We start from the raw sequence: 21,583 nt of genomic DNA, 5'->3' as shown, positions 1-21,583 counted from the left end.
TCCGACCAAACCCATTGGATGATCGCCATCCGCGACCATCAGGACCGCGAGGCATTCGCAAAGCTGTTTGATTACTTCGCACCGCGCCTGAAGGGTTTCATCATGAAGTCCGGGATCGGTGCGGCACAGGCCGAAGAGATCGTACAGGATGTGATGCTGACGGTCTGGCGCAAGGCCGCGCAGTTTGATCCGCATCGGGCACAGGTCTCGGCGTGGATCTATCAGATTACGCGGAACCGCCAGATCGACATCACGCGCAAGGAAAGCCGGCCCGTCCCCGAAGAGCTGAAGGAAGATCCGGGAAGCGAGGCTGATGCCAGTCAAGTTGTCGGGCTTGAACAAGAGGCAGGACTGCTGCGACAGGCCCTTGCCAATCTCAAGCCGGAACAGCGCGAAATCATCGAAAAGGCCTATCTGGGCGAGCTGACGCATCAAGAAATCAGCGCCGAAACCGGCCTGCCACTGGGAACCATAAAATCACGAATACGACTTGGAATGGAACGACTGAGACACGAGCTGAAGGACTTAAAACAATGAGCGCCGTGACCCATCATATCCCCGACGCGATGCTGGCCGCCTATGCCGCCGGTACGCTTCCCCATGCTTTCGCCGTGGTCGTTGCCAGCCATGTTTCGCTTTGCGACCACTGCCGCGTGGCACTTGCTGCGCATCAAACTGTGGGCGGTGTTGTCCTGGAAGACAGTGACGCCGTGCCGGTGTCGTCGTCGCTGAAGGACAACCTGTTTGCCCAGTTGGACGCGCCTTTCGTCCCCGAACCCGTCTATGATCGCTCGGGCATCTATCCCGGCCCGGTGATGGAGGCGCTTAAAGGTCGTGCGCTGAAATGGAAGACGCTTGGGATGGGCGTACGTCAGGACATACTGACCGAAGATGCGCATGGATCGGTGCGTCTGCTGTATATCCCACCCGGGCAGGCGGTGCCGGATCACGGCCATAACGGGCTCGAGATGACCTTGGTGCTGCAGGGCAGCTTCAGTGATGAAACCGGGCGGTTCGGGGTCGGCGATGTCGAAATCGCGGATGAAGATCTTGAGCACACCCCGATCGCTGACGCAGGCGATCCTTGTATCTGCCTTGCCGCAACGGATGCACGACTGCGCTTCAATGCCTTCCTGCCACGTATTCTTCAGCCAATTTTCCGCATCTGACGCGACCAGAAAATCTGTATGAAAGAACCGCCGAACTTCGGCGGTTCTTTTTTTGTTTCAAATGCTTAACTCACAATCCTTCACGCATTCGTGAGGTCGTGATCCGGCAATACTTCCCCCGCGTAACCTCCATACGAACCACAGATACATCTACGCGCCACACGCGCATCAACATGGAGAAGTCCTTATGAAAACCGCCCTGAAATCTGCCGCCGCAGCCGTCGCAATTGCCCTGTCTGCCGGTGCCGCCACCGCCAATACCGTCGTCGACATCGCTGCTGGCGACGAACGTTTCTCGACCCTCGTCGCTGCCGTTCAAGCCGCTGGTCTGGCCGAGACCCTGTCTGGCCCCGGCCCCTTCACCGTTTATGCTCCGGTCAACGATGCGTTTGCGGCCCTTCCCAAAGGCACCGTGGACAACCTGCTGAAGCCCGAAAACAAAGAACAGCTGACCAACGTGCTTCTGTATCACGTTGATGACCGCAAGCTGACGGCAGGCATGATCCCGACTGGGTCGAACTACTTCAAACCGGTTCTGGCCAGCGAGCGTCTGTGCATCACCGCAGGCTCTGACGGCGTGATGATTGCCGATGGTACGGGCGAGATGGCCAATGTGATCATCGCCGACATCCAGGCCGAAAATGGCGTCATTCACGTGATCGACAAGGTTCTTCTGCCGGGCACTCGCCCCGCTTGCCACTAAAACCAACCGGCCTATCGCAAAGCTTCGGGCGCCTTGTTCTCAAGGTGCCCGTTTTATTTTCCGCGGTAGATCAGAATGTCTGGAAGATAGGCCAACAGTCGTATGAACCACGAAAACGGCGCGGGGAAATCGGTGCGGAACCGCCGCTTGGTCATGGCGCGCAGCACACGGGTTGCAGCATCCTCGGCCTTCATCAGCATCGGCATATTGAAGTTGTTCTTCGCGGTCAGGCGCGTTTCGATGAAGCCAGGATTTACTAGGCGCACGATCACGCCCGTGTCTTTCAGATCAAAACGCATGGTCTCGGCCAGACTGACGAGGGCCGCTTTGCTGGCGCCATAGCCGATGGCGGCGGGCAGGCCGCGATAGCCCGCAAGCGATCCCACGAGGGTGATGTCCCCCGCGCCGCGTTGCACAAAGTCGGGAACAACTTCCCCCAGAACCCGCATCGCGCCGGTGAAATTCACGTCACACATGGTCAACGCGGTGGCGCTGTCCCACTCGGTCGCGCGCATCGGCACGTAGGCACCCGCGTTGTAGATCACGCCATCAATCGTCCCGGCCTGCAGCGCGGCGGCGCGTACGGCGGTCAGGTCTGTGACATCCAGCGGCAAGGCCCGCGCGTTCGGAAGACCTTCGCAAAGGCTTTCCAACCGATCTTCATTGCGAGCCGAGAGGATAAGATGCGCACCCTTGGCGCTGAGCTGCTGGGCCAGTGCACGTCCCAACCCCTCGCTTGCGCCAACAAGCCAGTACGTTTTGCCAGAAAAACAGGTCATTTGTTCAGCGCTCTACCATCAGACACAAGCTGTTCTGCGGGCGGTTGCTTCTTCAGGAACGGCGCGCGTTTCAGATAAAGGATAGCCGCCTGCCAATGGATCAGCGCCACGACCCGCGCCGCCCCAAACGGACGGCGCAATGCGGCCCACAGCAAAGACCCGCTGGTGGCCTTCTTCCGCTTCCCAGCAAGGGTCGCCAGCACACCTTGGTCTCCGTTCCGATAGTCGATCCGGATGTTCACCGCGTCCTCGGTCAGGCCGAAATTGAAGTGATACTGCCCCTCGATCTTCTGGAAGGGCGAGACATGCATCAATTTGCGCGCCGTCAGGCGATCTTTCGCGTCAATCGGCCCGAAATCCTCGTGCGCGCAGACATAGCAGTGGCGCTGCCCAAAGGTGCTGTTGACCTCGGCAACAAACGCGCGGGGCGTGCCGTCGACCAGCGCGACCCAGAAGCTGACCGGGTTGAAATGGAACCACAGAAAGCTGGGCTGGGTGAGAAGCAGAAGCTCGGCCCCCTCGGGATCAAATCCACGCCCCTTTAGCACCTCGCGAAACCACGCGACACCACGCCCGTCATCGCGCGGTCCGCCGTGGCGGCGATCCCAGATCGACCAGAGGTTCCAGCGGTTGCGCGACAAAAGCCACGGCGTGCCCGTGTCCGACAGGTCCGTCAGAACAAAGTCCACCCCATAGGTGAATGCGTTCTTCAAAGAGCCCCTGCGGGCGTGATGGGTTTTGGCTTGGATGTGACTAATCATGGTACTTCTTCTACGCGCGCGAAAACGCGTCGGATCACTTTAATCCAAGAACATTGCAGCTTTTTGTGATCCAGCCCCGCGCCCCGGCCGTAATCCCTGCATAACAAACGCGAAAAAGGGGTTGGCATGTTCGATCAAACACAGGGACCACGGAAAAGAATTGCAATCGTCGGGGGTGGCATTTCGGGCCTCTCTGCCGCGTATTATCTGTCCCCCTATCACGACGTCACCCTTTTCGAGGCCGCCCCACGCCTTGGCGGTCATGCCCGCACAGTCATGGCCGGCAAGAACGGAGATCAACCGGTCGATACCGGCTTTATCGTGTTCAACTACGCCACCTATCCCTTCCTGACCCAGCTGTTCCGCGAACTCGACGTCCCCGTCATCAAAAGCGAGATGAGCTTTGGGGCCAGTATTGACAATGGGCGTTTGGAATACGGTCTGAACACCCTGCGCGCCATCACTGCACAGAAAAGCAACCTCCTGCGCCCCCGCTATTATCGCATGATCGTCGACATCTTGCGCTTCGGCAAACGTGCCGAGGCCGCCGCGACCGACGACGACAAAACCATCGGGGATCTGGTGGACGAACTGGGCCTGAGCCGGACCTTTCGCGACGACTACTTAATGCCCATGTGCGGTGCGATCTGGTCAACGCCCGTGGCCGAGGTCAACGAATTCCCCGCGAAATCGCTGGTCCGCTTCTTCCGCAACCACGCACTTCTGGCGGGCGCAGGCGAGCATCAGTGGTGGACCGTCAAAGGTGGCAGCATCGAATATGTCCGTAGGCTTGAGGCTGCATTGATCGCGCGCGGTGTCACCTTGCGCACCGGCACCCCAGTGGAGAGCGTGACGCGCAGCGCCTTTGGCGTCAGCCTTGTCGCACAAAACGCACCCGCGCAAAGTTTCGACGAACTGATCCTGTCCTGCCATTCGGATCAGGCACTGGCCATTCTGGGCAGCGACGCCCGCCCTGACGAGGCCGCCGCCCTTGGCGCCATCCGCTATCAGCCCAACAAAGCGGTCCTGCATTGTGACCCCGCCCAGATGCCCCGCCGCCGCGACTGCTGGTCCAGCTGGGCCTACCGCTCGCAGAATGGGGCCATCGGCGTCACCTATTGGATGAACCGCCTGCAGAACATCCCGGAAGACGATCCGCTGTTCGTCACTCTGAACCCATCGACCGAGATCCCCGCCGACGCAATCTATGACGAGGTCGAGTTCGCCCATCCCGTCTTTGATCGCGCCGCGCTGAAGGCACAGCAAGACATCCGCGCCATGCAGGGCAACAACAACACCTGGTTTGCCGGCGCCTGGAACCGTCACGGGTTCCACGAAGACGGCATCGCCAGCGCCATGCGCATCGTGCGCGCCCTGAACAACCGCCACACCACCAAAGGAGAGCCCCATGCGATTTGCGGACAAGAAACTGAAGTCTCAATTCCTGTCGACCTGCGCGCGTCTGCATGACGGCCAGCTGACCCTGCGCACCCCGGAAGGCGAACGTTTCCAGTTCGGCACATCCGGCCCCGAGGCCGAGATGGTGATCCGCGACTGGTCTGCTGTGTCCGCTTTGGCCGCGCATGGTCAGGTCGGGCTAGGCGAAGCCTATGTGCAGGGTTTGTGGGACACACCATCGGTCGAGGGCCTTGTGGCGCTGGCCATGCGCAACCGCGACCAACTGGGCGCGTTCGACAAGGCCAGCCCCTTCAATCAGGCAAAATTCCGTCTGGTCGACACCATCATGCGCGCCAACTCGCGCCGCGGATCGCGCAAGAACATCCGCTCGCATTACGATGTCGGGAACGAGTTCTACGCGCTGTGGCTGGATGAGGGCATGACCTATTCGTCGGGCATTTTTGACAAAGGTGACAACGATCTTTCCCGTGCCCAGAAGAACAAGAATGACCGCGCGCTGTCACGTCTCAGCGATGGGGCACGGACACTTGAAATCGGCTGCGGCTGGGGTGGATTTGCCGAGGCTGCCGCCGATGCAGGCCGTGACGTGACCGGCGTGACCATCTCGCGCAATCAACACAACTACGCGGACAGCCGCCTTGATGGGCGCGCGGATATCCAGCTGCGCGACTACCGCGACATCGACGGCCAATATGACAACATCGTCTCGATCGAGATGATCGAAGCTGTGGGCGCGCGCTATTGGCCCAGCTATTTCTCGGTTCTGAAGAACAAGCTTGCCGACGGTGGCCGCGTTTTGTTGCAAGCCATCACCGTGCAGGACACGTTCTTTGACACCTACAAGGCGTCCTCGGACTATATCCGCCAATACGTGTTTCCGGGTGGTATGCTGCTGTCTGACTCGGTGATCGCGAACCAGGCCGGGCGCGCGGGCCTGAAGGTCAACGACAACCACGCCTTTGGCCAAGACTATGCCAGGACCTGCCGCATCTGGTCCGAACGTCTGGTCGCACGCAAGGACAAGATCGCCGAACTGGGCTACGGCGAGGCGTTCTTTCGCAACTGGCAATATTACCTCGAGATCTGTGCGGCTTCTTTCGCCGTGGGTCACACGAATGTCGTCCAAGTGGAGCTAGCCCATGCTTAGGCCCGTGCTTCTTTGCCTGCTGATACTGGTGGGCCACGCCGCCAAGGCGTCCCCTGTCAGCTCGGCCCTGCCGGATGCCGAACTGCGGGGTGAAGCCACGCTGCGTTTCCTTGGCTTTCCGCTCTATAAGGCGCGGCTATTCACCCCCTCTGGTGCACCTCTTGACTGGAGCAAGGACTTCGCGCTGGAGCTGACCTATCTGCGCGACCTAACGGCCTATGATCTTGTTGAAGGCACGATGCGAGAATTTGAGCGCACCGGCGGCACCCTGCCAGTGCGCGCGCAGCTGAACCGATGCTTCTTTGATGTGCGCAACGGGGATCGCTATAACGCCGTGGCGAATGGCCCCAATCAGCTAACCTTCTGGCGCAATGACACCCGGACCTGCACCCTATCCCACCCCCAGATCACAGCCCGTTTCATGGGGATCTTTCTGGGCGACAACACACGCTCGCGTCGCTTCACCAGCCTGCTTCGGAGCGACGGATGACCTATCCGCGCGTCAGCCTTTATGCCCTGATGCTGGCCGCTGCTGGCATCCCGCTCTATATCCACCTGCCCCGGTTTGCCTCGGTAAACCTTGGGCTGGGGCTTGGGGCGGTGGGGGCAATTCTGCTGGCGATCCGTCTGGTTGACCTTGTTCAAGACCCGCTGATCGGCTGGGCCATAGACCGCTGGCCGCGCGCGCAAAGCGTCTTTGCCGTAACCGCCGCGCTTGGCCTTGCAATCGGCTTCCCCCTGCTCTTCACCCTTACCCCCGGCCCGAGTGTCACGACCGATCTTGTCCTTATCTTGATCCTGCTGTTTTCGGCCTACAGCCTTGGAATGATCCTGCTGTATGGTCGAAGCGCGACATTGGCAGACAGCCCAACCCCGCGCGCCCTGATGACGCTGGCCGCGTACCGAGAGGTCGGCATGCTGGGCGGCGTGATCCTTGCGGCAATGGCCCCGGCGCTTCTTGCCGCAATGGGTGCCCGCGCGCAGGGCTATCCCAGTTTCGGCGTGTTTCTGGGCGCGCTGGCCATCGCAACCGCGCTTCTGACCCTTCCAATCTGGCGCCGCACGCCCCTTCCGGGCGACCGCCTAAGCCTTCAGGGTCTTGGTCAGGCGGGCGCGCTGAAACTGCTTGCGCTGGCCTTGGTCAACAGCCTGCCTGTCGCAATCACATCCACGCTGTTTCTGTTCTTTGTCGAAGACCGCCTGCAGCTTCCTGACCGGGCCGGACCACTCTTGATCCTGTTCTTCCTCAGCGCCGGGGTCAGCGTGCCGCTCTGGACCCGCATCGCCCATGCCGTCGGCCCGAAACGCACGCTGCTGATCGCCATGCCGCTGGCCATTCTGGGCTTTATCGGTGCGGCGTTTCTGGCGCCCGGAAACCTGATCGGGTTCGCGGTGATCTGCGTGGCCTCCGGTGCGGCCCTTGGCGCGGATATGGTGATCCTGCCTGCCATGTTCTCGGTCGTGCTGACGCGCGCGGGGCTGAAACCCTCGCTTGCCTTCGGCATCTGGTCATTTGCCGGAAAGCTCGGCCTTGCGCTGGCGGCCTTCGCAACCCTGCCGCTGCTTGAACGAAACGGCTTTACCCCCGGTGGCACCAACAGCTCAGACGCCCTTGCTGCGCTCAACATCTCATACGCCATCATCCCCTGCATTCTGAAACTCGGCGCTCTGGCCATGGTCCTTGCGCTGCCTACAGAGGACCAATCCCAATGAAACTCGTCACAGCCATCCTTGCCCTATTCGTTGTGGCCACCTTGACCCGCCACATGTTCTTCAGCTTCAAGGCGCAGACGCCTGCGGACTATGCCGACACCGGCCCCGCCTTTTCGCTCACTGAACACCTGTCCGGCGAAATCCTGTCCGAGGGGCTGATCTATGGCCCCACAGGCCGCGTCACCAACAGTTTCACCGCCCGCATGGTCGGCCAGTGGGAGGGTCGCAACGGCACCCTGACCGAAGATTTCACCTATTCCAACGGTCGTACTCAGGCGCGCAAATGGTTCCTCACACAGATAGACGACACCACCTTCACCGCGACCGCCGATGACATCGTCGGCACAGCACAAGGTACGGTGTCCGGGTCGACGATCAAGATGACCTATGACATCGTCCTGCCTGCCGAGGCCGGGGGCCATACGCTTAGCGTCACCGACTGGCTCTACATGACCGATAGCGGCGTGATCCTAAACCGCTCTGAAATGCGCAAGTTCGGCATCAAGGTTGCCGAACTTGTCGCGACCATGCGACCTGACCCAACCCGTTGATCCCAAGCGAAGCAAGAGGACAAGACCATGCTGACGAGAAAGAAACGCATATTCGCAGCGCTGGCCGTGGCAGCTGTGACCTTGTCTGCCTGCGCGGGGCGACCGAAACTGCAAGATCCCCCGCTCTCGGAGCGCGAGCTTAATCTTGAGGAGTTCTTTGAGGGGAAATCCGTCGCCCGCGGTCAGTTTCAAGACCTGTTTGGGACGGTGCAACGCCGGTTCGATGTTGAGATCACAGGCGACTGGGATGGCCAGACGCTGACCTTGGTCGAGGATTTCACCTATGACGACGGCGAAACCGAGCAGCGCATCTGGACGCTTGAAAAGACTGGTGAAGAGACATGGCAAGGCACCGCTCCGGGGGTCATTGGCACAGCAACGGGTCGCGAAAATGGTGATACGTTCAACTGGGCCTATCGTATTGATCTACCTGTCAGAAAGGGCACGATGCGTGTCGATTTCGATGACTGGATGTGGATGCTGAGTGATGATCGCGTGCTGAACCGCGCCTACGTTTCGCGATACGGAGTGCGCATTGGCGAGGCCATCATTGTTTTTGAGAAAAAGTAACTATTGCTTGCGCCCCGCGCACCCTCAGCGCCGCGTCGATCGAACCCGCCAAATCGCCCACAGTATCAGGTTCGAAATACTCGCCGTGGTCGCCGGGAATGATGTCGAAACTGGGGGATTTGTGAACTTTCTGCCACTCTGAGACCGGATCATCCCGAGTGAAAAACGGATTAAACCGATGGCTGTCACGGCCAAAGATCATGTGCAGCGGACCCGCATAGGGCTGCGACGGCTCTGCTTCCAGCAAAATCAGATTAACCGGCTGGGCGCACTCAGCATTCCAAATCCTCGCCATTCTTTCCGCTATGGGTCCCGCACCGCAATTCCCGCCGAACCCGGCAATCTGAGTTTGGCCTGCGTCCCGCAGACAGCGCACATAAAGCGCGGCCAGATCATCCAGATACCCCTGTCGATGGGACTTCTCGCCCAGAACGAAATTCAATGAACGCAGCGCGATCAGCGGCTGATCAGGGTCCAAACCCGCCGTCAAAACGACGGGTTCATGCGAGTCGTTGAAGCACCACACCAAAGGCGCACGCGATCCGGACAGGTTGAACCCGTAGACCGGCAGCGTGTCAGACAACCGCTCGCCCGGCCAATCCCGTGTCATCAGATTGAGCCGCTGAATGATATCCTCAAGCCCGACACCTTCCGCGATGAGCTGCGTTTCGTTGGCGTCCTCAGGGGAACGCACCGCCTTGCCAACAGCGCGCAGCCGTCTCAGCACGCCCTTCGCCACACGCTTCGCCGTCCAGCGCGGGGCGGGTTGCAGGGGCGAAGGCGTAAGAGTTGCCTTGCGCTGTTGTCGGATCATCGCAGCCATCCCCGCTACCGTCGCACCCTGCTCAAAAATCACGTCTGTCGCCAGCCAGATCCCCGTGACTTCCTCGATCGCCCCAAGAAGCCGCATGGCCTGTAGGGAATCCCCGCCCGCCTCGATGAAATTCTCTGTGAGAGACACGGCGTCTACGCCAAGGCATTCGGCCCAAAGCGTGGCAATTGTGCGCTCGAGCCCTGACTCCGGTGACCTTGTTGACTGTGTAGCGGATTCTGGATTGGCGGTATCCGACAGCAGTCCATAGTATTCGGGCGCCCCGATGCGGTTGGGTTTGGTTGTCCGCCCCAACGGGATATCTTCAGCGAAGAACAACGGGGTGGGCAGTTTGAACGCGGCCAGCCGGGTGCGCAGATGGGCTTTGATGTCGTCTTCGGTCACGTCCTGCCCGGGCGTTGGCACAACGGCTGCCGCGGCAACCTGCCCAAGCGTCCGATGCGGCATGGCAAAGCAGATGCTGTCCTGCACGGCCGGGTGGGAGCGAATCGCCTCTTCAATCTCGAAGGGCGAGATCTTTTCGCCGCCACGGTTGATCAGTTCCTTCTTGCGTCCGATCAGCTCCAGCTGCCCATCATCGTCCAACTGCCCCATATCGCCGGTGTAGAACCAGCCCTTCCGGATGGAGGATGCGGTCGTTTCGGGATCATCGTAATACTCCGAGAACAGATTGGACCCACGCACGGCAATCTGGCCCAGGGTATTGGGCGGTAGGGCATGGCCCGCATCGTCATGGATCTGAAGCGCGTAATGCAGCGACAAGCCCACCTTGCCCGGAATGCGGCGTGCCGGGGGAAGCGGCGAGATGGTGATCAACCCAGTTTCGGTCGAAGCATATTGTTCGAGGCATGGAACACCGAAGGTCTCTTCGATCTGCTTATGCAACGGCAAGGGCAGCTTGGTCGTCGATGAGATCACGATGCGCAGCGCATGATGCTTGGCGGTTTCAGGATCCTCGTGGGCCAACCGGACGAGTTCGCGCAGGAAGGTTGGCCCCCCGGCAACCCAGCCGACCTTGAAATCGACCATGTCCTGCAAAACCCGGTCAGGATCGAACCCGTTGGGCAGGACCAGTGCACCACCGGCGACCAGCGCCCCGGCAACGCGGTTGAACAGGGCCGAGACATAAGGCGGCGAAAACAAGATGCCCACCGTATGCGCTGCCTCTCCTTTTGCTGCGGCCTGAACTTGTGCCCGTCCGGCCATCACGGCTTGGGTCGAGATAGCCCCTTTCGGCTTGCCGGTTGTGCCCGTGGTCATCTGGACGGTGCCTTCGTCCTCGGGCTGAACAGCCCCAGGCGCATTACATGGCCCGATCACTTGCCCCGACAAGGTGACCTGGCCCGTGATACCTTTCGGCACCGATGCCAAGCTGATCAGAGGATATCCTTCCGACCGGATCAGCGCGGCCACCTCTGTCAGATCTTCATGCACGATGACAGCATCGAACGGGATCCGGTTCAGAGCGGCGCGGAATTCATAAGGCGATAATTTCGGGTTCAGGGGCGCGACGGACGCCGTATCGATAATCCCAAGAAACGCCCCGACCGCATCTGCCACTTTATGACAGACAAGTGCCACACGGTTTGTCCGACCAACGCCCAAATCGTTCAGCGCTGCACGAATGTCCCGGATCTGATCCGCGAGCTCGGCATAGGTCATGGCTGGCGCATCCCGCGTCAGCAAAGCGGGCGCGTCGGGATAGAGCGCTGCGTGAGTTCGGATCAACTGACCAAGGGTGGTCGGGTCAGGGTCGAAGCGTTCGGGGCTGGTCAGGGTCATGGTGCAAAAGAATAGAAGTTTTCCCTACGGGGCAAGCTATTAGCACAGGTGATGGAACAAGCGCACATAATAATCAAACTTCCGAATTCGCGTGCCCCCACCCGGGGTAGATGCCCAGTTAGGAATTGCCTTTGGTCGCATCGGCAGACAAGATGCCCCAACGGCGTGTCTGCGGTATTGCGCATGCAGACAGCGTCACGCTCGAGGGACACATTTTGCAACACCCAATCATGTCAAAGGTTTTTCTGCCGCTCTTGATAGCTGCGTTTGCCTGCGTGATTGGTGTGCTGTCGCTTGGCCTGAGTGAGACCTCAGGTCGTTGGCCGGGAAGTGTTGTAATGCTGGTGATCGGATTTTGCCTATTCGAAGCCGTTTTTAGCCTACGCAATCCGGTCTTGGACAGCCGCACGGCAGACGCACCTGAGGTGCCTCATGCCCGATGGAAGACGCTTTTTTTGACACTCTGCGCGGCTGCGATTGCAGCGCTGCTTGGCCTACTGACTGCAATCGTCGTATTTGTCATGGCGCACAGCATCTGGATCGGGCGACGCAGTTCAACGGCGGCGGCACTGACCGCCGCGCTGACCGCCCTGATCCTGTATGGCTTCTTCGAGCAAGGCTTGGGGGTCAGGCTATTCCGGGGAATGTGGTTCTAAGCGGAACGCCATAAAGATAGTCATAAATAGGGAAATAACGTATGTTGAATACCAAATTTGCGACATGGGCAACGCTGCTTCTGATAGGTGCCATGACGCTGATCGGCACACCCGCACAGGCTGACTGGCCCGAAAAACCAGTTCGCTTAATCGTACCCTATAGCCCTGGTGGGGGGTTCGACACTTTTGCCAGATTGTTCGCACCCGAGTTAGAGAAGGCGTTGGGGACAGACATCATTGTCGACAACATTCCAGGCGCAGGCGGACGCCGCGGGATCGAGACCATGATGAAATCCGACGCCGACGGATATACTATCGGCATGTTCAACATTCCCGGCATGGTCATCGCAGGGGTGACCGGGAAATGGCCGGATGTAGATCTGCGCGACATCGCGTGGGTCTCGAACTTGACCCGTTCGCCCTATACGCTTGTGTTGTCCGCATCTGGCGGATTGACCTCGGCCGATGATCTTTGCGCGTTGGGCAGGCCTGCCAAATTGGCCACGACCGGGGCCGGATCCTCTAGCCACACCATCGCGGTGATCCTGATGGAAAGCCTTGGCTGTGCGTACACCGTCGTGCCTGGCTACAAGGGATCAACCGAAACGACACTTGCCGTAATCCGAGGGGAAGTGGACGGGATGTTTGCAAGCGTGGATACCGCGCGAAAGTTCATCGAGTCCGGCGATATTCGCATCGGGCTGACCTTCAGCACCACGACGCTTTTTGACGGTGTGCCGACAACCACCGAGATCGGGCAAAACCGGCTGTCATCGTTGGCGCAGCTTCGGATGATCGGTGCCCCCCCCGGCACCCCAAGCGAGATCCTCGCGAAGCTGGATGCTGCGTTTCAAGCTGCCGCAACCAGCGCGTCGATTGCCGAATGGTCTGCCTCGACGAAACGTCCAGTCACCTACATGGATGCTGACAGCTCGGCTCGGGCCATCAATGAACAGTTCGACGTGATGCAAAGCTTCGCATCCGCGTTCCAGTAGACGCACGCGAAACGGGTCGACGGCTCTTGTTGAAAACAGAACAGCCGGCCAGATGAATGGGGGAGCTTTCCGTGGGGTTCGACCACCTGCTTGACGCCTTTGCTGCCGCTGCCAGCCCAGGGGCTATGATCCACATCTGCCTTGGGATCGTCATCGGATTCACCTTTGGTGTCATTCCCGGGCTTGGCGGCGTGATCGCGTTAGCCTTGGTGCTTCCATTCACCTATGTGATGGAGCCATTGGATGCGATCTATCTTGCAGGTGGCATCATGGGGGCAACATCGTTTGGTGGGTCGATCTCGGCCATTCTTCTGAAGGTGCCCGGAACCGCCCCAAACGCGGCCACAACATTCGACGGCTTCCCCATGGCACGTGCAGGACGCGCAGGCGAGGCGATTGGAGCATCAGCCACAGCATCGACCCTTGGGGGCCTGATCGGCCTTGTGACGCTGTGCGCCATCATCCCCTTTTCCAAGCAGATCATTCTGGCATTCGGCCCGGGCGAGCAACTGCTGCTGGCCATCTTGGCCTTTGCCGCCATTGCTGCGGCCTCGGGCGACAAGCTGCTGCGCGCCTTCATTTCGGCCGGGTTTGGCCTGCTGTTGGCAACCATCGGGTTTGATGTCATCACAGGCGACGAGCGGTTCACCTTTGGCAACACCTACTTGTGGGATGGCATCCCGATGGTCCCTGCCCTGACGGGGCTCTTCGTCCTTGCGCAAATGTTTTGGCTGGCGGGTACCCCTGGCAGGATCGATCGTTCATCGGGCGCCGCGAACCAGCGTGTCTCGGGCCTTAAACAAGGGATCAGGTCGACCTTCGGGCATTGGCCCGTCGTACTGCGCGGGTCCTTTATCGGCACGGCCATCGGCATCCTGCCTGGCGTCGGGGGCACGGTCGCTTCGTTGCTGGCGTACTCTGCTGCCAAATCCGTGTCGCACGAACCCGAAAGCTTTGGCACCGGCAACATCATCGGTGTCATTGCGCCCGAAAGTGCCAACAACGCGAAGGATGGTGGATCACTGGTTCCAACCCTAGCCTTCGGCATACCCGGAAGCGCAGAATCTGCAGTATTCCTGTCCATACTCGTCCTTCATGGGATCGAGCCGGGACCAATGATGCTTCGGGATGAAACATCCGCGATTTACGGGTTGATCGTCGCGGTTACACTGTCGGCCATCGGCGCCTCATTGCTTGGACTAGTCCTGTCACGCGGTCTTATCGTGCTGACCAGGATCGACACCCGCCTGATTGTTCCCTTCGTAATCGTGCTGGCGCTCTGCGGTGTCTACGCAATCGCCGAGCAATTCGGCGATGTGTTGGTCGCTGTCGCCCTTGGGGTTATCGGATTTGTATTCCTGACGTTCAGATTTCCAATCTTACCCATGGCCGTTGCGCTGATCCTCGGAGAAACTGCCGAGCGATCCTTTCATCAGGTGCGCCTGATATCTGACGACGATATCCTTGGCTTCCTACTGGCCAGACCACAATCTGTTGCACTGTTGCTGATGATTGCCGGCGTCGTTCTTGTCCCGGCCGTGCGACGCGGTCTGAACACTCAGACAAGGCCGCGTAACGACGGATAACCCCGACGACATTGCCTCGCGAGGGCACCAAATCTGATTACTTCCAGCAAAAAGACGCCCCTCGCTTCACGCAAGGGACGTCTGAGTTTCTCACCTGAAACACGAAGTCAGGTTAGTTCAGCAGGACGTCCAACGGGACGGGGGTGCTGATCCTCCAGTTCCCAGCCACCCCAGGCGTTCCATCGGTAATCTCGATGATCTGCATCTCGGCCGAGTTCTGATGGTGGATTTCATCCGAGAAGCTGCGCGGGCCGAATGCCGTGGGCTCGTCACGCATCTTTTCAAGCTCTGCTGTGACCGCGGCCCCATCAAGGCTACCAGCTCGCTCGACCGCTTTGGCCCACAGGTCGATCAGGATATAGCCGGGATAGGCGTATTGACTGGCAGGGCGGCTGCCGGTCGCTTTCTCATAAGCCATGTTGAAGGCTTCGACGTCCGCGCGCGGATCATCTCCGTAGATCGAGCCCTGCACGGGCACCACGAAACCTGACAGGTTCGGCGTGGCGTTCAGCCAATAGGATCCATCGACCGCCGAACCATTCAGGATCAGCGAGTTGATCCCGGCAGCACGGATCTGCCGTACGGCCGAGGCTGCACCGGGAATATAGCTGCACAGCATGATCACGTCCGGCTCGGTCTCAAGCGCCTTGATCCGGGTGATCTGGCTGGCGATCGAGGCATCACCGTTCTTAAAGGTGTCACGACCAACGATGTCGCCACCGGCATTGGGGAACATCCAGTCAAAGCCGGTACAGATGCCTTTGTTGTATTCGATTGTGGTATCCAGCAGCACATATCCCGTTTTCGCCCCACGTTCGCCCAAGGACCACTCGGCCATGGTCGCGCCTTGGACTGCTGCCAGCACTGAGGCTGAGAAGCTGTTCGGGCCGACGCCTTGAATGCCCGCCTTGATGTCTTCAGCGCACAGGAAGAACGAATTCAATCCAGCCCCTTCTGCTGCCAAGGCTGCCGGTGCGCCAAAGTCATAGTCGCAGTTGACGATCAACATATCGGCGCCTTCGTCAATCAGTTGCAGACCTGCGCTGGCGGACTGGGCCTGATCGGATTTCGTGTCGGCTTCAATCCAGTTGATCTGTCGACCAAGCAAACCACCCGCGGCGTTAATTTCGTCAATTCGAATACGGGCCGCCGTAGTGGCAGGCGTATCATAGGCTTCAAGCCAGCCTGATTTGGCAATGGCAAAGCCGACGGTAATATCATCTGCCAGACCTGCACCAGCCGTTGCGAGGCTCATAGCAATCGCAGTCGCTAATCGTTTCATCAGTTTTCTCCTCAGTTGGTAGATTGTGGTTCTTGTTTGGAATGTCGTACCCGCCCCCCAAGTACCGGCAGGCGAAGCTCGCGACCGCCGGTCAAGCCGGACGGGCGTATGATCAGCACCAGGATCATGATGATGCCAATCAGGATTTCCTGAGCCCCGCTGGGCAGCGCAAAGCTGGCGCCACCGATTTCGACCCCGCGCTCGAAACGGACGAGGCCTTCGATCAGCACCGACAGGACCAAGACGCCAATCACTGCGCCCGATAGGCTGCCAATGCCGCCGACGACCAGCATCGCGAGGGTGATAAAGGTGATGCCAAGGTAGAAGCTGTTGGGATTCAAGACGCCCAATGAATGGCCCAGAAGGACGCCAGAGACGCCGGTAAAGAAGCCCGAGATCACCAGCGACAAAAGTCGGTGACGATACATGTTCACGCCCGACGCTGCTGCGGCGACCTCATCTTCGCGGGTTGCACGAAGCGCCAGTCCCGAGGCCGAATTGGCGTGGAGTGTGGCGACAAGTACCGCAACGCTGGCCCAGACCAGCGTAACCCATTCGTCTGCGTAGCGGTCCAAACCCACGACCGAGGATGTCGCGCCTGTCACGCCCTCCCAGTTCGAATAAACGGTATTGACGATGGCGAGAAATGCGAAGGTCGCGATTGAGGCGGCAATGCCCGAAAGGCGCAGGATCGCGGCACCCACGATCAGGGCAATCAGTGCCGCCAGCAGGCCAGAGACCACCGTCGCAGGCAGATGCGGCCATTCGGCCGAGGCCAGCCAATGCGGCAGATCGGGCAGGAACATGCCCTTCATCTGTGGGCGCAGCGTCAACCAGGCAGAGCAATAGGCCCCGATCGCCATGAAGCCTGCATGGCCAAAGCTGACCACACCGGAGTTGCCGACGAAGATCCACAACCCGACCACGAAGATCACCCGGATCAGGGTTTGTGCTGCCATTCGCGCCAAGGATTTGTCGCCCGTGGCTGTCACGATCAGGACAAAGATCAGCAGGATCGCAATGAGGACTACAGGAGTGGTCAATGCGCGAAGTCGGTTCTGTCGATGTGCGTCCATCATGATTAAACCCTCGGTTTGGCAGAGGCCGATGCGAACAAGCCTTGCGGGCGGACCAGCAAGATGACGACCACCAGCGTGTAAAGGAAAGCATCGCGAAACGGCCGTGCCTCAAGCGGCAATGCGGCTTGCAATACGACTGAAATGGCCCCGATCAGAAAACCCGCCGCAACCGCGCCGGGCAGAGACCCCAGACCGCCGACCACCGTTGCGATGAAGGCCACAAGCATGATCTGCCCGCCCATGCGGACATCCGCCACACCGGTCTGAGTGACCATGATCATCGCCACGGCCGCCGCCAAGGCGCCAGATAGGGCAAAGGCTCCGGTGATCACGACGTTTGCGCGCACCCCCAAAAGCCGTGCCATGGTGAAGTTCTCGGCTGCGGCACGCATTTCAAGGCCGACGCGGGTTTTCTTCAGCAACAGCGCCAGCGCGCTGACCACCAGAAGCGTGGTGATGATGACAATCAGCTGCAACAGCGGGACCGAGGCTCCGGCCACCGAGATCGGGGTGTTGAGGTCAGGCCATAGGCTGATCGCCTTGGGCCGGCTGCCGTAGACAGCCAACAAGGTGTTCTGGATAACGAAACCAAGGGCGAAGGACGAGATCATCATCGCGACCGGATTGGCGTTACGCAATTGTCGAAAGACGATGTACTCCGAGGCCACCGCGATCAGCGCCCCAAGCGCCAGCAGGACAGGAATAAGCAGGATTGCCGGTGCCTTGCCCAAGAACATCACGGCCACCGCATCCGACGACGGCACGATCAAGGCAAAGACGCAAAAGGCGATGTATTCACCGTGGGCAAAATTCACCAAGTTCATCACGCCGAAGATCAGTGCGATGCCCAGTGCCGCCATGGCATAGATCCCACCCAGCGAGGCCGCATCGAAGAACAGCTGAGGTACAGCATTCATTGGACTTGCTCCGTAGATTTGGATTGATCGGCTTGACCGAAATAGGCCTCTTTCAGAAGGTCGCGCTCGGCAAACTCGGACGCGTCACCGTCGCCCACAACCTGACCTCCACGCAAAAGCACCATGCGCCCGCCAACCCGCGCGGCCCGGGCCGAGCTTTGTTCCACGATCAACAGCGTCAGACCGCGTTCCTTTTGCAGGGCGACAAGCGTGTCATAGACTTGGTCGACGATGTTCGGCGCAAGCCCCAGCGAGGGCTCGTCCACCATCATGAGTTTCGGGTTGGTCATCAGCCCACGCCCGATGGCCAGCATCTGTTGCTGCCCGCCCGACAGCGCCCCGGCATTGGCATGGCGGCGTTCACCCAAGATGGGAAAGGCGTCGTAAATTTCGGCAATGTCACCTTCAATGGCCTGTTTGTCGGCGCGGATACCGGTGCCGACGCGAAGGTTTTCCTCGACGGTCAGGGTGCTGAAGATATCGCGCCCTTCAGGCACCATCGACAGGCCGTATCGCGCAATCGCCTCGGCGCTTTTTCCGGTGATGATGTCGCCGTCCAGCTCGACCCGCCCGTGGCTGCTGGACACAGCGCCCGCGATGGCCTTGAGCAGCGAGGACTTGCCAGCGCCATTGGGGCCCGACACGAACAGACGTTCGCCTTCCTGAAGGTGCAGCGTCACTCCGCCAAGCGCCGGAACTTTGCCATAGCGCACCTCAAGGTCAAATACTCCAAGCTTGGTCATCACGCGGCCTCGCTATCGGCGCCAAGATAGGCATCGCGTACTTTTCGGCTGGCCAGAATAAGCTCACGGTCGCCTTCCTCGATCACCTGTCCGGCATCGAGCACATAGACGTGGTGCGAGACAGCAAGAACCAACCCAACATTGTGCTCGATCAGCAGAACACCGATGTTCAATTCCTCGGCGACGCGTTTGATCAGCGCGGCCAGATCGGCAGCCTCGGCTTCGGACATTCCCGCCGCCGGTTCGTCCAGCAGAAGGAAGTCAGGGGTAAACATGAGCGCGCGGGCAATGCCAACGCGGCGCTCATCCGTATAGGGAAGCCCTGCCGCAGGTTGCTCGGCCAGATGGGACACCCCCATCCAGTCAAGCAACCGCAACGCCTCGGCTTCTGAAGCCGCGCGAGAGTGCCCCAGCCCAACGCCGGTGACGGCAAGGTTGTCCAGAACATCCAGACCGGTGAACAACCGGCCTGCCTGGAAGGTTCGGGCCAATCCGGCCCGACGCAATTGGTGCGGCGGCAAAGTGCCGACATTCCTGCCTCCAAGCGTCACGGTGCCCGTGGTCGGTGCCTGAAACCCGGTCAACGTGTTGACCATTGTGGTCTTACCAGCCCCGTTTGGCCCGATCAGCCCATGAACAGCGCCCGGAGTGATCTTTAGCGTGACATCGGTTAGGGCTTTGAACCCACCGAAGGCCACCGTCACCCCGGACGCCGCCAGGGAGGAAACCGTTTCGTTCCGCCGCGCCATCATCAGACCTCGGCCAGTTCTTTTTGCTGAACGCTCTGGTCTTGCGCGGCAGCGGCATCCGCAGTCACCACATACACACCCGTGTCGTGCAAACTGACGGTCCAGCCCGGTTCAACCACGATGGTGGTCGTGACCTCTTCGATCACGGCGGGTCCGTGCAGCGTGTCCCCGGCGCCCATCGCGGACCCGTCATAAACTGGCGTGTCCTGCGCGATGCCATCGGCATTGAACACCATCGGGCGGGTGCCCTTCAGGGTTTCATGCGCCCCCTTGCCTGCGGCGATTTTCATGCGCTCGGGCTTGTCCACATGGCCAGCAATGGTGCTTTCCACGTTGACGATCTCGACCGCGTTATGCGGTTCGTCATAGGTGTATAGCTCTTTGTGGCGAGCGTGGAATGCGGCCTTGATGTCTTCAATCGTGGCTTCGGTGACTTCGAACGGGTCAATCTCAACCGTGCATTCATGCACCTGACCGACATAGCGCATATCAAGCGACCGACGGATCGAGATGCGGTCCTCGGCGAACCCATCGCCCGCCAGATCAACCCTGCCGCGCGCCTCAAGCGAGGTGAACAGGTCATCCAGTTTCTTTGCAGCCGCCCCCCCTTCCAGACGGATCGGTGCGGGCGCCATGTAGTTGTATTTGACGTCCGAAATGATCTGCCCGTAGGCGCATAGGCCAGAGGCCAGTTTCGAGATCAGCACCTTCGAGATCCCCATCTCGCGGGCCAATGCCGTGATATGTGCACCAGTGGCGCCACCGGCACCCATCAGCACGAAATCACGCGGGTCATAGCCCCGTTCGACAGACACCCGGCGGATGGCGTTGACCATGTTGTTGTTGACGATGGTGAACATACCATAGGCGGCTTTCTCGATGGAAATGCCCAGCGGGTCGGCAAGGTTCGCTTTAATCGCCGCGCGCGCCTTGTCGACGTCCAGCGGAAGACGCCCGCCGACCAAGCCATCGGCGTTCAGATATCCCAGCACAAGGTTGGCGTCGGTCGTCGTCGGATTTTCACCGCCCTGGCCATAGCAGGCCGGTCCGGGTTCCGATCCAGCCGATTGCGGCCCCATCTGCATCAGACCCATCGAGTCGATCCAACCGATCGAGCCGCCACCGGCGCCCAGTGTTTCCACCTGGATCATCGGAATGCCGATACGATAGCGCAGGAAGTCGATGTTCTTGTTGACGTTGGCCTGCCCGTCCTTGGTCAGGGTGATGTCGAACGAGGTGCCGCCCATGTCACAAGTGATGATGTTCTTGTCACCCCAGGGCTCGGCCACATCAAGCGCCGCCTGTGGTGCAGATGCCGGGCCGGAGTTGATGGCGTAAACCGACTGGTCGCTGACCACTTTGCCCAGCGCCAAACCACCGTTCGACTGGAAGTAGCGCACCGGATGCTGCGAACCGAGTTCACGGAAATAGGCGTCAATCGCTTCGACATAGCGCTGCAGGATCGGTGCCAGATAGGCGTTCACGATGGCGGTCGAGGTGCGGGTGTATTCGCGGACCTGCGGATACAGCTGGTTGCCGACTGTCAAACGCACGTCGGGCATCATCTCGCGCACAATCTCGGCGGCACGATTTTCGTGGTCGGGGTGCAGCACCGACCAGACAAAGCTGATGGCAACCGATTCAACGCCTTCGGCGATGAAGTAACGGCAGGCCGCGCGCACGTCTTCCTCGTTGATCGGTGTCTTGACCGTCCCGTCCGAGATCACCCGCTCGCTGACCCCTTTGCGCAAGTGACGCGGCACCAGCATGGTCGCGGGGGGATAGTCCGGATCATAACGATAGCCGTCTTCCTTGTGACCCAGACGGATCTCGATGGAATCCTCGTGCCCCTTGGTGGCGATCAGGCCGGTCTTGGCCCCGGTGTGGGTGATCAGCGCGTTCAGACCCACCGTGGTGCCGTTGATGCACAGGTCCGAGTTCGAAACGATTTCCTGAGCCGTCAGCCCGGTTTCCTCGGTGATCAAAGCAAGCCCGTTCTTGATGGCCTTGGTCGGTTCGGTTGGTGTGGACAGCACCTTGAAGATCTGCGTGCTGCCTTTTTTGTCAGCGAGGATGAAGTCGGTAAATGTGCCGCCGGCATCAATGCCCAGACGATATTGGGTACGCATGGTATTTCCTTTCAAATCAGG

21 protein-coding genes are annotated in these 21,583 nt (G+C 59.9%); 12 read left to right on the top strand and 9 right to left on the bottom strand.

The window, feature by feature from the left end; all coding sequences use genetic code 11:
- Positions 1-18 precede the first annotated feature (18 nt).
- The 3 genes from MWU53_RS15040 (at position 19) to MWU53_RS15030 (ending at position 1,872) form a co-directional block, all read left to right on the top strand.
- Positions 19-537 carry a sigma-70 family RNA polymerase sigma factor gene (locus tag MWU53_RS15040; protein ID WP_247094546.1) on the top strand — a complete coding sequence of 173 codons (519 nt, stop codon included), beginning with the start codon at positions 19-21 and terminating at the stop codon, positions 535-537.
- A complete protein-coding gene (locus MWU53_RS15035; RefSeq protein WP_247094471.1) occupies positions 534-1,169 on the top strand; it encodes a ChrR family anti-sigma-E factor in 636 nt (211 codons plus the stop codon). The genes MWU53_RS15040 and MWU53_RS15035 overlap by 4 nt, the downstream gene beginning before the upstream one ends.
- Before the next feature lie 187 nt (positions 1,170-1,356).
- The gene (locus tag MWU53_RS15030) at positions 1,357-1,872 is read left to right on the top strand and encodes a fasciclin domain-containing protein (RefSeq protein ID WP_247094470.1); all 516 of its coding nucleotides are present in this window, start codon (positions 1,357-1,359) and stop codon (positions 1,870-1,872) included.
- A 53-nt stretch (positions 1,873-1,925) separates the two neighbouring features.
- Here the strand turns inward: MWU53_RS15030 and MWU53_RS15025 are convergent, their stop codons facing one another.
- Positions 1,926-2,651, bottom strand: coding sequence for an SDR family NAD(P)-dependent oxidoreductase (locus MWU53_RS15025; RefSeq protein ID WP_247094469.1), 726 nt, complete (start codon positions 2,649-2,651; stop codon positions 1,926-1,928).
- The gene (locus MWU53_RS15020) at positions 2,648-3,412 is read right to left on the bottom strand and encodes a DUF1365 domain-containing protein (RefSeq protein ID WP_247094468.1); all 765 of its coding nucleotides are present in this window, start codon (positions 3,410-3,412) and stop codon (positions 2,648-2,650) included. Before MWU53_RS15020 ends, MWU53_RS15025 begins: the two co-directional genes overlap by 4 nt.
- A 126-nt stretch (positions 3,413-3,538) precedes the next feature.
- On the opposite strand from MWU53_RS15020, the gene MWU53_RS15015 reads away from it, so the two are divergent.
- Genes MWU53_RS15015 through MWU53_RS14990 form a run of 6 tightly spaced genes read left to right on the top strand, consistent with a single transcriptional unit; the run spans position 3,539 to position 8,812 of the window.
- A complete protein-coding gene (locus tag MWU53_RS15015; protein WP_247094467.1) occupies positions 3,539-4,882 on the top strand; it encodes an FAD-dependent oxidoreductase in 1,344 nt (447 codons plus the stop codon).
- Entirely contained in the window at positions 4,821-5,978 is a 1,158-nt protein-coding gene (locus MWU53_RS15010; protein WP_247094466.1) for a cyclopropane-fatty-acyl-phospholipid synthase family protein, read from the top strand. Before MWU53_RS15015 ends, MWU53_RS15010 begins: the two co-directional genes overlap by 62 nt.
- Complete coding sequence (locus tag MWU53_RS15005) at positions 5,971-6,468, top strand: hypothetical protein (RefSeq protein WP_247094465.1); 498 nt, start codon at positions 5,971-5,973, stop codon at positions 6,466-6,468. The genes MWU53_RS15010 and MWU53_RS15005 overlap by 8 nt, the downstream gene beginning before the upstream one ends.
- A complete protein-coding gene (locus MWU53_RS15000) occupies positions 6,465-7,691 on the top strand; it encodes an MFS transporter (RefSeq protein ID WP_247094464.1) in 1,227 nt (408 codons plus the stop codon). The genes MWU53_RS15005 and MWU53_RS15000 overlap by 4 nt, the downstream gene beginning before the upstream one ends.
- Positions 7,688-8,242, top strand: a complete 555-nt coding sequence (locus MWU53_RS14995; protein WP_247094463.1) for a DUF3833 domain-containing protein — start codon at positions 7,688-7,690, stop codon at positions 8,240-8,242. The genes MWU53_RS15000 and MWU53_RS14995 overlap by 4 nt, the downstream gene beginning before the upstream one ends.
- A gap of 27 nt (positions 8,243-8,269) precedes the next feature.
- Entirely contained in the window at positions 8,270-8,812 is a 543-nt protein-coding gene (locus MWU53_RS14990; protein ID WP_247094462.1) for a DUF3833 domain-containing protein, read from the top strand.
- On the opposite strand, the gene MWU53_RS14985 is transcribed toward MWU53_RS14990, so the two are convergent.
- On the bottom strand, positions 8,790-11,426 hold the full coding sequence (locus tag MWU53_RS14985; RefSeq protein ID WP_247094461.1) for a non-ribosomal peptide synthetase: 2,637 nt from the start codon (positions 11,424-11,426) through the stop codon (positions 8,790-8,792). The two genes, MWU53_RS14990 and MWU53_RS14985, sit on opposite strands and share 23 nt — an antisense overlap.
- Before the next feature lie 230 nt (positions 11,427-11,656).
- Here MWU53_RS14985 and MWU53_RS14980 point away from each other — a divergent pair, with 230 nt between their 5' ends.
- From MWU53_RS14980 to MWU53_RS14970, 3 genes are read left to right on the top strand one after another with little or no spacing between them, the layout of a single operon-like run.
- Positions 11,657-12,082 carry a tripartite tricarboxylate transporter TctB family protein gene (locus MWU53_RS14980; protein ID WP_247094460.1) on the top strand — a complete coding sequence of 142 codons (426 nt, stop codon included), beginning with the start codon at positions 11,657-11,659 and terminating at the stop codon, positions 12,080-12,082.
- 41 nt (positions 12,083-12,123) lie between these two features.
- Complete coding sequence (locus MWU53_RS14975) at positions 12,124-13,077, top strand: tripartite tricarboxylate transporter substrate binding protein (RefSeq protein ID WP_247094459.1); 954 nt, start codon at positions 12,124-12,126, stop codon at positions 13,075-13,077.
- Positions 13,078-13,133: 56 nt separating this feature from the next.
- Positions 13,134-14,663, top strand: a complete 1,530-nt coding sequence (locus MWU53_RS14970; protein ID WP_247094458.1) for a tripartite tricarboxylate transporter permease — start codon at positions 13,134-13,136, stop codon at positions 14,661-14,663.
- A 112-nt stretch (positions 14,664-14,775) separates the two neighbouring features.
- Here MWU53_RS14970 and MWU53_RS14965 read toward each other — a convergent pair whose 3' ends face one another.
- The 6 genes from MWU53_RS14965 to MWU53_RS14940 are packed head-to-tail and all read right to left on the bottom strand — an operon-like array spanning position 14,776 to position 21,562.
- Positions 14,776-15,945: an ABC transporter substrate-binding protein gene (locus MWU53_RS14965; RefSeq protein ID WP_247094457.1), complete on the bottom strand. Its 1,170-nt coding sequence runs from the start codon at positions 15,943-15,945 to the stop codon at positions 14,776-14,778.
- An 11-nt stretch (positions 15,946-15,956) separates the two neighbouring features.
- Positions 15,957-17,024, bottom strand: a complete 1,068-nt coding sequence (locus tag MWU53_RS14960; protein WP_247094456.1) for a branched-chain amino acid ABC transporter permease — start codon at positions 17,022-17,024, stop codon at positions 15,957-15,959.
- 2 nt (positions 17,025-17,026) lie between these two features.
- Positions 17,027-17,941, bottom strand: a complete 915-nt coding sequence (locus MWU53_RS14955; RefSeq protein ID WP_247094455.1) for a branched-chain amino acid ABC transporter permease — start codon at positions 17,939-17,941, stop codon at positions 17,027-17,029.
- A complete protein-coding gene (locus MWU53_RS14950) occupies positions 17,938-18,684 on the bottom strand; it encodes an ABC transporter ATP-binding protein (protein ID WP_108856815.1) in 747 nt (248 codons plus the stop codon). The genes MWU53_RS14955 and MWU53_RS14950 overlap by 4 nt, the downstream gene beginning before the upstream one ends.
- Positions 18,684-19,388, bottom strand: a complete 705-nt coding sequence (locus MWU53_RS14945) for an ABC transporter ATP-binding protein (RefSeq protein WP_247094454.1) — start codon at positions 19,386-19,388, stop codon at positions 18,684-18,686. Before MWU53_RS14945 ends, MWU53_RS14950 begins: the two co-directional genes overlap by 1 nt.
- A 47-nt stretch (positions 19,389-19,435) precedes the next feature.
- Complete coding sequence (locus tag MWU53_RS14940) at positions 19,436-21,562, bottom strand: hydantoinase/oxoprolinase family protein (RefSeq protein ID WP_247094453.1); 2,127 nt, start codon at positions 21,560-21,562, stop codon at positions 19,436-19,438.
- Positions 21,563-21,583: the final 21 nt, after the last annotated feature.

It is taken from the genome of Aliiroseovarius sp. S1123 (assembly GCF_023015885.1).
Lineage (GTDB): Bacteria > Pseudomonadota > Alphaproteobacteria > Rhodobacterales > Rhodobacteraceae > Aliiroseovarius.
This window is presented reverse-complemented; position numbering and strand designations above follow the sequence as displayed.

Bases quoted from the DNA above. Each gene is read 5' to 3' on its own strand.
- MWU53_RS14955 (WP_247094455.1), bottom strand. From the start codon at position 17,941: ATGAATGCTGTACCTCAGCTGTTCTTCGATGCGGCCTCGCTGGGTGGG.
- MWU53_RS14940 (WP_247094453.1), bottom strand. From the start codon at position 21,562: ATGCGTACCCAATATCGTCTGGGCATTGATGCCGGCGGCACATTTACC.
- MWU53_RS14985 (WP_247094461.1), bottom strand. From the start codon at position 11,426: ATGACCCTGACCAGCCCCGAACGCTTCGACCCTGACCCGACCACCCTT.
- MWU53_RS15040 (WP_247094546.1), top strand. From the start codon at position 19: ATGATCGCCATCCGCGACCATCAGGACCGCGAGGCATTCGCAAAGCTG.
- MWU53_RS14975 (WP_247094459.1), top strand. From the start codon at position 12,124: ATGTTGAATACCAAATTTGCGACATGGGCAACGCTGCTTCTGATAGGT.
- MWU53_RS14960 (WP_247094456.1), bottom strand. From the start codon at position 17,024: ATGATGGACGCACATCGACAGAACCGACTTCGCGCATTGACCACTCCT.
- MWU53_RS14965 (WP_247094457.1), bottom strand. From the start codon at position 15,945: ATGAAACGATTAGCGACTGCGATTGCTATGAGCCTCGCAACGGCTGGT.
- MWU53_RS15020 (WP_247094468.1), bottom strand. From the start codon at position 3,412: ATGATTAGTCACATCCAAGCCAAAACCCATCACGCCCGCAGGGGCTCT.
- MWU53_RS15010 (WP_247094466.1), top strand. From the start codon at position 4,821: ATGCGATTTGCGGACAAGAAACTGAAGTCTCAATTCCTGTCGACCTGC.
- MWU53_RS14970 (WP_247094458.1), top strand. From the start codon at position 13,134: ATGGGGGAGCTTTCCGTGGGGTTCGACCACCTGCTTGACGCCTTTGCT.
- MWU53_RS15000 (WP_247094464.1), top strand. From the start codon at position 6,465: ATGACCTATCCGCGCGTCAGCCTTTATGCCCTGATGCTGGCCGCTGCT.
- MWU53_RS15025 (WP_247094469.1), bottom strand. From the start codon at position 2,651: ATGACCTGTTTTTCTGGCAAAACGTACTGGCTTGTTGGCGCAAGCGAG.
- MWU53_RS14990 (WP_247094462.1), top strand. From the start codon at position 8,270: ATGCTGACGAGAAAGAAACGCATATTCGCAGCGCTGGCCGTGGCAGCT.
- MWU53_RS14995 (WP_247094463.1), top strand. From the start codon at position 7,688: ATGAAACTCGTCACAGCCATCCTTGCCCTATTCGTTGTGGCCACCTTG.
- MWU53_RS15005 (WP_247094465.1), top strand. From the start codon at position 5,971: ATGCTTAGGCCCGTGCTTCTTTGCCTGCTGATACTGGTGGGCCACGCC.
- MWU53_RS14950 (WP_108856815.1), bottom strand. From the start codon at position 18,684: ATGACCAAGCTTGGAGTATTTGACCTTGAGGTGCGCTATGGCAAAGTT.
- MWU53_RS15015 (WP_247094467.1), top strand. From the start codon at position 3,539: ATGTTCGATCAAACACAGGGACCACGGAAAAGAATTGCAATCGTCGGG.
- MWU53_RS15035 (WP_247094471.1), top strand. From the start codon at position 534: ATGAGCGCCGTGACCCATCATATCCCCGACGCGATGCTGGCCGCCTAT.
- MWU53_RS15030 (WP_247094470.1), top strand. From the start codon at position 1,357: ATGAAAACCGCCCTGAAATCTGCCGCCGCAGCCGTCGCAATTGCCCTG.
- MWU53_RS14980 (WP_247094460.1), top strand. From the start codon at position 11,657: ATGTCAAAGGTTTTTCTGCCGCTCTTGATAGCTGCGTTTGCCTGCGTG.